The sequence below is a fragment of the Nocardiopsis sp. TNDT3 genome, assembly GCF_003427465.1.
Taxonomy (GTDB): Bacteria; Actinomycetota; Actinomycetes; order Streptosporangiales; family Streptosporangiaceae; genus Nocardiopsis; species Nocardiopsis dassonvillei.
This window is the reverse complement of the sequence record NZ_QPFC01001163.1, coordinates 1-8,274: the sequence shown is the minus strand read 5'-3', so window position 1 is coordinate 8,274 and position 8,274 is coordinate 1. Positions and strand designations below refer to the sequence as shown.

Here is an 8,274-nt window from a genome sequence, read left to right as displayed (position 1 = left end):
GCGGTGACCTCGTCCCCGACGAGGTCACCAACGCCATGGTCAGGGACCGACTGGCGCAGGAGGACGCCGCCGCGGGCTTCCTGCTCGACGGCTTCCCGCGCAACGTCCCGCAGGCCGAGACGCTCAAGGGCATCCTCGCCGACCTCGACACCACCCTGGACGTCGTCCTGGAGTTGAGGGTGGACGAGGAGGAGGTCGTCAAACGCCTCTCGGGCCGCCGCTCGTGCCCCGAGTGCGGCCAGGTGTACCACGTGGAGTACGACGCCCCGAAGGTCGCGGGCAGGTGCGACAACGAGGGCGCCGAGCTGTACCAGCGCGAGGACGACCGCGAGGAGACCATCCGGCACCGCCTGGAGGTCTACCGTGAGCAGACGGCTCCGCTGGTGCAGTTCTACGAGGCCGAGGGCCTGCTGGCCACCATCGCCGCCACGGGGTCCGTGGAGGAGGTGACGGCCCGCGCCAAGGCCGCCATCGACAAGGTCGGGGCCGGCTCCTGATGTTCGGCAAGAACGATCCGGACGTGCAGATCAAGACGCCGGAGCAGATCGCCAGGATGAGGGCGGCGGGCCAGGTCGTGGCCCGCGCCCTGGACACCCTCCGGGCCGCGGTGCGGCCCGGGGTGTCGACCCTGGAGCTGGACTCCCTCGCGGAGAAGGTCATCCGCGACGCGGGCGCCGTCCCCTCCTTCAAGGGCTACCACGGTTTCCCGGGCTCCATCTGCGCCTCGGTGAACGAGGAGGTCGTCCACGGCATCCCCAGCGCGCAGCGGGTGCTGGCCGAGGGCGACATCATCTCCGTCGACTGCGGGGCCATCCTGGAGGGCTGGCACGGCGACTCGGCGATCACCGTCGCGGTCGGCGAGGGCCGCCCCGAGGACCTGCGCATGATGGAGGTCTGCGAGGAGTCCATGTGGCAGGGGATCGCCGAACTGCGTCCGGGCAGGCGCCTGGGTGACATCGGCCACGCGATCGGCGGCCACATCTCCCGCAACGGCGGCTACGGCAACGTCCGCGAGTACGGCGGCCACGGCATCGGCACCGAGATGCACATGGACCCGCACGTGCTCAACTACGGCAAGCGCGGCAAGGGCATGCGGCTGGTCGAGGGCATGTGCCTGGCGATCGAGCCGATGACCACCCTGGGCCGCCACGACGTGGTGCAGCTCGACGACGGCTGGACCGTGGTGACGCGCGACGGCGGTCGCGCCGCGCACTTCGAGCACACGGTCGCGGTGACCGCGGACGGGCCCGTCGTGCTGACCGCGCGCGAGTCCGACCGCGATAAAATCGCCGACATGGGGTTCGTCCAGCCGACCTGGTAGGGGTCTCGTCCCGCGCGGAGCGCGGGGGCCGCTTCCGGGCGAAGATGCGAGGTGCGCGCAGTGTCCGACCCGGTGCCGTCGATACGAACGTCCGACGCGGAACGCGACCGCGTGGCCCAGCTCCTCCAGGAGCACTTCGCCCAGGGGCGGCTGGACCACGAGGAGTTCACCGACCGCCTCGGCCGCGTCTACAAGGCCAGGACCACGGATGAGCTGGCCACGGTCACCAACGACCTCCCCGAGCGCGACCTCGCGGACATCCGCGGGACCTCCTCCCGGGACGAGGAGTTCGCGGTGGCCCCTCCGATCAGCATGCGCGACCCGGCGCTGATGGTGCCGTGGGCCCTCTACGCCGGGGTCAACATCCTGTGCTTCGTCATCTGGCTGATCCTGTTCCTCACCACCGACTACGACTACCCGTGGTTCCTGTGGGTCATGGGGCCGTGGGGCATCGTGATGGGCATGGTGACCGTGGGGGTCCTGGCCGGGCAGAAGCACCACTCCGAAGGCGACGGGACGCCCTAGGGCGGAGGCCCGTGCCCGCCCGCGTCCCGGTGCGGTAGTGTGCTCCGTTCGGCGGTTAGGAGCACTTGCCGGAAGGGGATAGACTGTCCATGCCCATACGCGGGCTGTTGGGTCAGTCTGCCTTCTTCGCGCCACGTCCTCCAACCGACGTTCGCCTTTTGCAGTTGGCCTGAACTTCCAGTGTCCCTCGGCGTCGGTGACGGCCATCCGCCGTTGCCGGGGCCGTAGCGTCATGCGGGGCCACTGGGGTCGCGTCGGGTTGTCCTGATCAACCAAACGATGAGCGAGGCGTGGAAGGACATGGCCAAGAAAGACGGCGCCATCGAGATCGAGGGTTCCGTTGTCGAGTCCCTACCCAACGCTATGTTCAAGGTAGAGCTCGACAACGGGCACCAGGTCCTTGCCCACATCAGCGGCAAGATGCGGATGAACTACATCCGTATTCTCCCCGACGACCGGGTCGTCGTGGAGCTGAGCCCGTACGACCTCACGCGCGGGCGCATCGTTTACCGCTACAAGTAGCCCCTCACGGGCCTCGCGGCCCGGGAGAGTATGAGTTCGGAGTCACCATGAAGGTCAAGCCGAGCGTGAAGAAGATCTGCGCGAAGTGCCGCGTGATCCGCCGTAACGGCCGGATCATGGTCATTTGCTCGGACCCGCGGCACAAGCAGCGCCAGGGTTAGTCACCCCCGCTCCGCTCGCCGCGGCTTCACACACCGCGATCGGCCCGGCCGGTGCGCCAGCACCGCACCGGGCGCACGACACAACGAAAACCTGTTCCGACTCCCGCCGCCAGTGCGGCGCGGGAGCCACCCCCGGTCGGAGGCCGGGGCCTCGTCGATTGGGCGACGAGAGGGTGGAACGGGCCAGACCTCCGCATAGGGCATTAGGAGTCTCGCCCACATGGCACGTATCGAAGGCGTTGACCTTCCCCGCGACAAGCGGGTGGAGATCGCTCTCACGTACATCTTCGGGATCGGGCGCACCCGCGCCCTGGAGACCCTGAAGAGCACCGGCGTCGACGGCAACACGCGCGTCTACGAGCTGACCGAGGAAGACCTCGTCAAGCTGCGCGAGTGGATCGGCTCGAACTACCAGGTCGAGGGTGACCTGCGCCGTGAGGTGCAGGGCGACATCCGCCGCAAGATGGAGATCGGTAGCTACCAGGGCATCCGCCACCGCCGTGGGCTCCCGGTCCGCGGTCAGCGCACGCAGACCAACGCGCGCACCCGCAAGGGCAAGAAGAAGACCGTGGCCGGTAAGAAGAAGGCCGGTAAGAAGTAGTCCGCTCGGACTGGACTGTAAACACGCGTCCGGGAACGACAACGGACCGATGATCTCTGGGAGTTTCGCTCATGCCGCCTAAGGGCCGTCAGGGTGCCGCGCGCAAGGTGCGCCGCAAGGAAAAGAAGAACATTGTCCACGGGCACGCTCACATCAAGAGCACGTTCAACAACACGATCGTGAGCATCACCGACCCGACCGGTGCCGTGATCTCGTGGGCCAGCTCCGGCCAGGTGGGCTTCAAGGGTTCGCGCAAGTCGACCCCCTACGCCGCGCAGATGGCCGCCGAGGCCGCTGCCCGCCGCGCCCAGGAGCACGGCGTCCGCAAGGTGGACGTCTTCGTGAAGGGCCCGGGCTCGGGCCGGGAGACCGCCATCCGCTCGCTCCAGGCGACCGGGCTGGAGGTCGGCTCCATCCAGGACGTGACGCCGGTTCCGCACAACGGCTGCCGTCCGCCCAAGCGCCGCCGGGTCTGATCCCGCACCGGCGCCCGCGCACCTACCCGCGCGGGCGCCGCGCCTGGTTCCGCGCGCTCCCCTGCGGGGGGACCGCGCGGACGGGGTAGGAATCCGAGTAGTGGACACCGATGTGGTGTCCGCCGGGTGGCCGTCAAATAGCGGGCGGCCATGTGGAAGGGAAGACACGGACCATGTTGATCGCACAGCGTCCCACGCTCACCGAGGAAGCCTCCTCGGACCTGCGCTCGAAGTTCGTCATCGAGCCGCTGGAGCCGGGCTTCGGCTACACCATCGGCAACTCGCTTCGGCGCACCCTGCTGTCCTCCATCCCCGGCGCGGCTGTCACGAGCATCCGCATCGAGGGCGTCGAGCACGAGTTCACCACCGTGCCCGGTGTCAAGGAGGACGTCACCGAGATGATCCTCAACCTCAAGGGCCTGGTCGTCAGCTCCGAGCACGACGAGCCGGTGCTGATGTACCTGCGCAAGCAGGGCCCCGGTGTGGTGACCGCCGCGGACATCGCTCCGCCGGCCGGTGTCGAGGTGCACAACCCCGACCTGCACATCGCCACGCTCAACGGCAAGGGCAAGCTGGAGATGGAGCTGACGGTCGAGCGCGGCCGCGGCTACGTCTCGGCGACGCAGAACAAGCAGGCGGGACAGGAGATCGGCCGCATCCCGATCGACTCCATCTACTCCCCGGTCCTGCGTGTGACCTACAAGGTCGAGGCCACCCGTGTCGAGCAGCGCACCGACTTCGACCGCCTGATCGTGGACATCGAGACCAAGCCGGCCATCCGTCCCCGGGACGCGGTCGCCAGCGCGGGCAAGACCCTGGTCGAGCTGTTCGGTCTGGCGCGTGAGCTCAACGTCGACGCCGAGGGCATCGACATGGGCCCGTCGCCCACGGACGCCGCCCTGGCGGCGGACCTGGCGCTGCCGATCGAGGACCTCAACCTCACGGTCCGGTCCTACAACTGCCTCAAGCGTGAGGGCATCCACAGCGTCGGTGAGCTGGTTGCCCGCTCCGAGCAGGACCTGTTGGACATCCGCAACTTCGGTGCCAAGTCCATCGACGAGGTCAAGCAGAAGCTCGTCGACATGGGCCTGTCGCTGAAGGACTCCCCGCCCGGATTCGACCCCAGCTCGGCGGCCGACTCCTACAGCTCCGAGGACGACGAGGGCGAGTCCTTCGTCGAGACGGAGCAGTACTAACCGACCTTCGTCGCCCACATGGTCCCCGGCCGAGTGCGGCCGCGGACCGCATCACTAGGAGAACGACACCATGCCCACGCCTACCAAGGGCGCCCGTCTGGGTTCCGGGCCCGCTCACGAGCGGCACATCCTGGCGAACCTCGCCACCTCGCTGTTCCAGCACGGCCGCATCCGCACCACCGAGGCCAAGGCCAAGCGCCTGCGCCCGTACGCGGAGAAGCTGATCACCCTCGGCAAGCGCGGTGACCTGCACGCCCGCCGCCAGGTCCTGACCAAGATCACGGACAAGGCCGTCGTGCACGAGCTCTTCACCGAGATCGGCCCGCGCTACGAGAACCGTCCCGGTGGCTACACCCGGATCACCAAGATCGGTCCGCGCAAGGGTGACAACGCCCCGATGGCCGTGATCGAGCTGGTCGAGGCCCTGAGCGCCCAGGCCGCCGCCCCGGCCGCCAAGCCCGCGGCGCAGGAGGCCGAGGAGCCCAAGGCCGACGCGACCACCGCCGTGGCGGACGAGGCCGGCGACCAGCCGGCGGAGGACACCACCTCCGACCAGACCGCCAAGGCCGACGAGACGGCCCAGGCGGAGGGCCCGGCTGACGACAAGTAGCGTGCGGGGCGCGGGGACGCGAACGCGTCCCGCGCACGCACCGCTCGGCGAGTGCCCGATCCCCGCGGGGGTCGGGCACTCGTCTTTTTCGTGGACGCGGAGGAGTGGCGGGTTATGGACGAGACGACGGTCCGGGTGCGGTTGGACGTGGCCTACGACGGCACGGACTTCTCCGGGTGGGCCGCGCAGCCGGGCCGGCGCACGGTGCAGGGCGAGCTGGAGGCGGCTCTGGCGCGGGTGCTGCGCCTGCCGGAGGTGTCGCTGACGTGCGCGGGGCGCACGGACGCCGGTGTGCACGCGCGGGGGCAGGTGGCGCAGGCCGACATCCCCGCGCGGACGTGGGAGAGCGAGGGGGAGCGCGTGCTCCGGCGCCTGGCCGGGGTGCTGCCCAAGGACGTGCGGGTGCGCGCGGCGCGGCTGGCGCCGCCCGGGTTCGACGCCCGGTTCTCGCCGCTGTTCCGGCGGTACCTGTACCGGGTGAGCGACGCGCCCTACGGGGTGGACCCGCTGCTGCGGCGGGACGTGCTGTGGCACCGCAGCCCGCTGGACGTGGACCGGATGAACGCTGCGGCGGAGCGCCTGGTGGGCGAGCACGACTTCGCGGCGTTCTGCAAGAGGCGCGAGGGCGCGACGACCATCCGGGAGCTGCTGCGCCTGGAGTGGACCCGGGTGGACGAGCACCTGCTGCACGGGACGATCCAGGCGGACGCGTTCTGCCACAACATGGTGCGCGCGCTCGTGGGCGCGCTCCTGGCGGTGGGCGACGGGCGCAGGGACGCGGACTGGCCGGGCAAGGTGCTCGGCGCCGGTACGCGGGACTCGTCGGTGCACGTGGTGGGGCCGCAGGGGCTCAGCCTGGAGGAGGTGCGCTACCCGGCCGACGAGGAGCTGGCCGTGCGCGCCTCGGCGACCCGCCGGGTGCGGGAGCTGCCGTGCCGGGGCCATTCGGACTGAGCGGCGGCTCCGAGAGCGCGGGCAGCACGAGGCGGCGGGGAGGGAACCCCCCCTTTACCAGGCTAGAGTCGCGCCGGACTCCGCGAAAGCGCGGAATCCGGCCTGTGGACAAGGGGAGGGGCACCGGTCTCCCGGATGCCCCCCGTGGCCTCAGTCGACGTGTGCCGGTCCCGGATCCATCCAGTGCCGGTGCAGCAGCGCGATCTGCTCGGGCAGTACCCGCGACACCGACAGCTCGGGCAGGTCGTCCACGTCGAACCATGCTCTGGCGCTGGTCTCGGCGCTGCTGAAGGCGCGGTCGCTGGTCCCGTCGCTGCTGGAGGCGGGGGCGGGGTCGGTCAGCGGCGCGCACACGAAGAGGAGCTTGTAGATGTGGCGGTCGTAGACCGGCACGTGGGGCCACAGGTGGCGGTCGAGGACCCCGGCGAGGTGGACCGCCCGCACGGCCAGCCCCGCCTCCTCGCGGACCTCGCGTTCGATCGCCTGCCTGGGGCTCTCCAGGACGTCGCACCACCCGCCGGGCAGGGTCCAGCGGTGGCCGTCCGAGATCTCGCGGACGAGCAGGACCCGGCCGGAGGGGTCGAAGACGCCGCCGCGCACGTCGAGCTTGGGGGTGGTGTAACCGGCTGCCGAGGCCACCTCGCGCTCGTACCCGGGGAGCTCCCCGGCGGCCACCATCTGCATCAGGTCGCGGGCCAGGGCGCCGACGCGGTGGAACCGCCCGATGTCGAACTCGTTGGTGCTGTACGCCAGCCCCGACTCCGACTGCGCCGTCAACTCCATCGCGATGCGCCGGATCCGTTCGGCGGGTTCTGTCATCGTCACGCTCTCCTCCGGGGCTCGCGGACCGGCCCGCCGGGACTCCTGCCCGCCACGGGCGCCGACGGAACCCGCCCGTGGACACGAAGAAGGGGCACCCGGACGCCGGGTGCCCCTCGCGGGTGCCGGTGACCGCTCAGCCGCGGTTCTCACTGAGGCTGGTGTGGGCCTCCTGGAGGAAGCCCTCGCTGATGGCGCGCAGCTCGGTGGCGGACTCGCTCTCGGCGCCCTCCTCGGTGCCGTCGCTGTTGGCCGCCAGGGAGAAGAGCAGGTAGCGGCCCCACTGTCCGCTGCTGCCGTGGCCGCCGGAGTGCCCCAGGCGCTCGGCGGGGCTGCCCTCCTCGCCGGGCAGACCGGCGAACCACTGGGTGGCCACCAGGTCCTGTGCCTCCATCGCGGTGGCCGCCTCCTCGCCGGTGGGCATGGCGGCGACGCCCACGGTCACCGCGTGGCCCTCGTCCTCGCTGAGGTAGGAGGCGCGCACCATCTGGCGGCACTCGTTGTCGGCGAGCACCTGGCCGTAGTCGCCGTGGGCCCCGGCGGCGCAGTCCTCGGTGTCCTCGACGGCCACGCGGGTGAACGTGCCCTGGCCCTCGACCTCCATGCTCTCGGGGAAGAGGGCCTCGACGTCGAGCGCGCCCGGGTCGTCGGCCTCGTCGGCGACGGTCGTGGCGTTCGCACCGCCCGAGCCCATGCTGGTGGCGAGGAAGAACGTCCCGCCGCCCGCCAGGACCAGCAGCACGGCGAAACCGGCGATCATCATGATCCGGCGCTTGCGGGCGCGCGCGTCCGCGCCGCCGTCACCGTACCGGTAGTCGTCGTCGTTGTTGTAGCCGTCGTAGTCGTCGTAGTCGTTGATCCCCTGGGCGTCGAACTGCGCGGTGTCCACACCGGCGTCGTCGGGGACCTCGTCCCGGAACAGGGGACGGCCGCCGGGCGAGGCGGGGACGGGGCTGATGTGCTGCGTGGCGCCCATCGCGTCCGGGGGGAACACGGGCTCCTCCCGGCCGGGCGCCGGGAGCGCGGCGGGGGGCTGCTGCGGGGCCTGGAAGGCCTGCTGGGCGGACGGGGGAGCCGAACCGGGGGGCA

The 8,274-nt window shown here is 70.8% G+C and carries 12 protein-coding genes; 10 read left to right on the top strand and 2 right to left on the bottom strand.

The window, feature by feature from the left end:
• The 10 genes from DQW06_RS25230 to truA all read left to right on the top strand — a co-directional run.
• Positions 1-497: nucleoside monophosphate kinase (locus tag DQW06_RS25230; protein ID WP_157983599.1), on the top strand; the 497-nt coding region annotated here is incomplete at its 5' end.
• Complete coding sequence (map, locus tag DQW06_RS25225) at positions 497-1,321, top strand: type I methionyl aminopeptidase (RefSeq protein WP_013156133.1); 825 nt, start codon at positions 497-499, stop codon at positions 1,319-1,321. The genes DQW06_RS25230 and map, both read left to right, overlap by 1 nt.
• 60 nt (positions 1,322-1,381) lie before the next feature.
• On the top strand, positions 1,382-1,846 hold the full coding sequence (locus DQW06_RS25220) for a DUF1707 domain-containing protein (RefSeq protein ID WP_013156134.1): 465 nt from the start codon (positions 1,382-1,384) through the stop codon (positions 1,844-1,846).
• 300 nt (positions 1,847-2,146) lie between these two features.
• Positions 2,147-2,368, top strand: a complete 222-nt coding sequence (gene infA / locus DQW06_RS25215) for a translation initiation factor IF-1 (protein WP_013156135.1) — start codon at positions 2,147-2,149, stop codon at positions 2,366-2,368.
• 47 nt (positions 2,369-2,415) lie between these two features.
• Complete coding sequence (gene rpmJ / locus DQW06_RS25210) at positions 2,416-2,529, top strand: 50S ribosomal protein L36 (RefSeq protein ID WP_013156136.1); 114 nt, start codon at positions 2,416-2,418, stop codon at positions 2,527-2,529.
• A 220-nt stretch (positions 2,530-2,749) separates the two neighbouring features.
• The gene (rpsM, locus tag DQW06_RS25205; RefSeq protein WP_013156137.1) at positions 2,750-3,130 is read left to right on the top strand and encodes a 30S ribosomal protein S13; all 381 of its coding nucleotides are present in this window, start codon (positions 2,750-2,752) and stop codon (positions 3,128-3,130) included.
• 71 nt (positions 3,131-3,201) lie between these two features.
• The gene (gene rpsK, locus DQW06_RS25200) at positions 3,202-3,606 is read left to right on the top strand and encodes a 30S ribosomal protein S11 (RefSeq protein ID WP_013156138.1); all 405 of its coding nucleotides are present in this window, start codon (positions 3,202-3,204) and stop codon (positions 3,604-3,606) included.
• 173 nt (positions 3,607-3,779) lie between these two features.
• Positions 3,780-4,802 (top strand): DNA-directed RNA polymerase subunit alpha, encoded by a 1,023-nt coding sequence (locus DQW06_RS25195; RefSeq protein WP_013156139.1) that lies wholly within the window; start codon positions 3,780-3,782, stop codon positions 4,800-4,802.
• A 70-nt stretch (positions 4,803-4,872) separates the two neighbouring features.
• Positions 4,873-5,412 carry a 50S ribosomal protein L17 gene (gene rplQ, locus DQW06_RS25190; RefSeq protein ID WP_013156140.1) on the top strand — a complete coding sequence of 180 codons (540 nt, stop codon included), beginning with the start codon at positions 4,873-4,875 and terminating at the stop codon, positions 5,410-5,412.
• Between the two features lie 114 nt (positions 5,413-5,526).
• Entirely contained in the window at positions 5,527-6,366 is an 840-nt protein-coding gene (truA, locus tag DQW06_RS25185; RefSeq protein WP_013156141.1) for a tRNA pseudouridine(38-40) synthase TruA, read from the top strand.
• A 150-nt stretch (positions 6,367-6,516) separates the two neighbouring features.
• On the opposite strand, the gene DQW06_RS25180 is transcribed toward truA, so the two are convergent.
• Entirely contained in the window at positions 6,517-7,185 is a 669-nt protein-coding gene (locus DQW06_RS25180) for an NUDIX hydrolase N-terminal domain-containing protein (RefSeq protein WP_013156142.1), read from the bottom strand.
• A 136-nt stretch (positions 7,186-7,321) separates the two neighbouring features.
• The coding region (locus DQW06_RS25175) for a hypothetical protein (RefSeq protein WP_232833151.1) at positions 7,322-8,274 on the bottom strand (953 nt) is incomplete at its 5' end.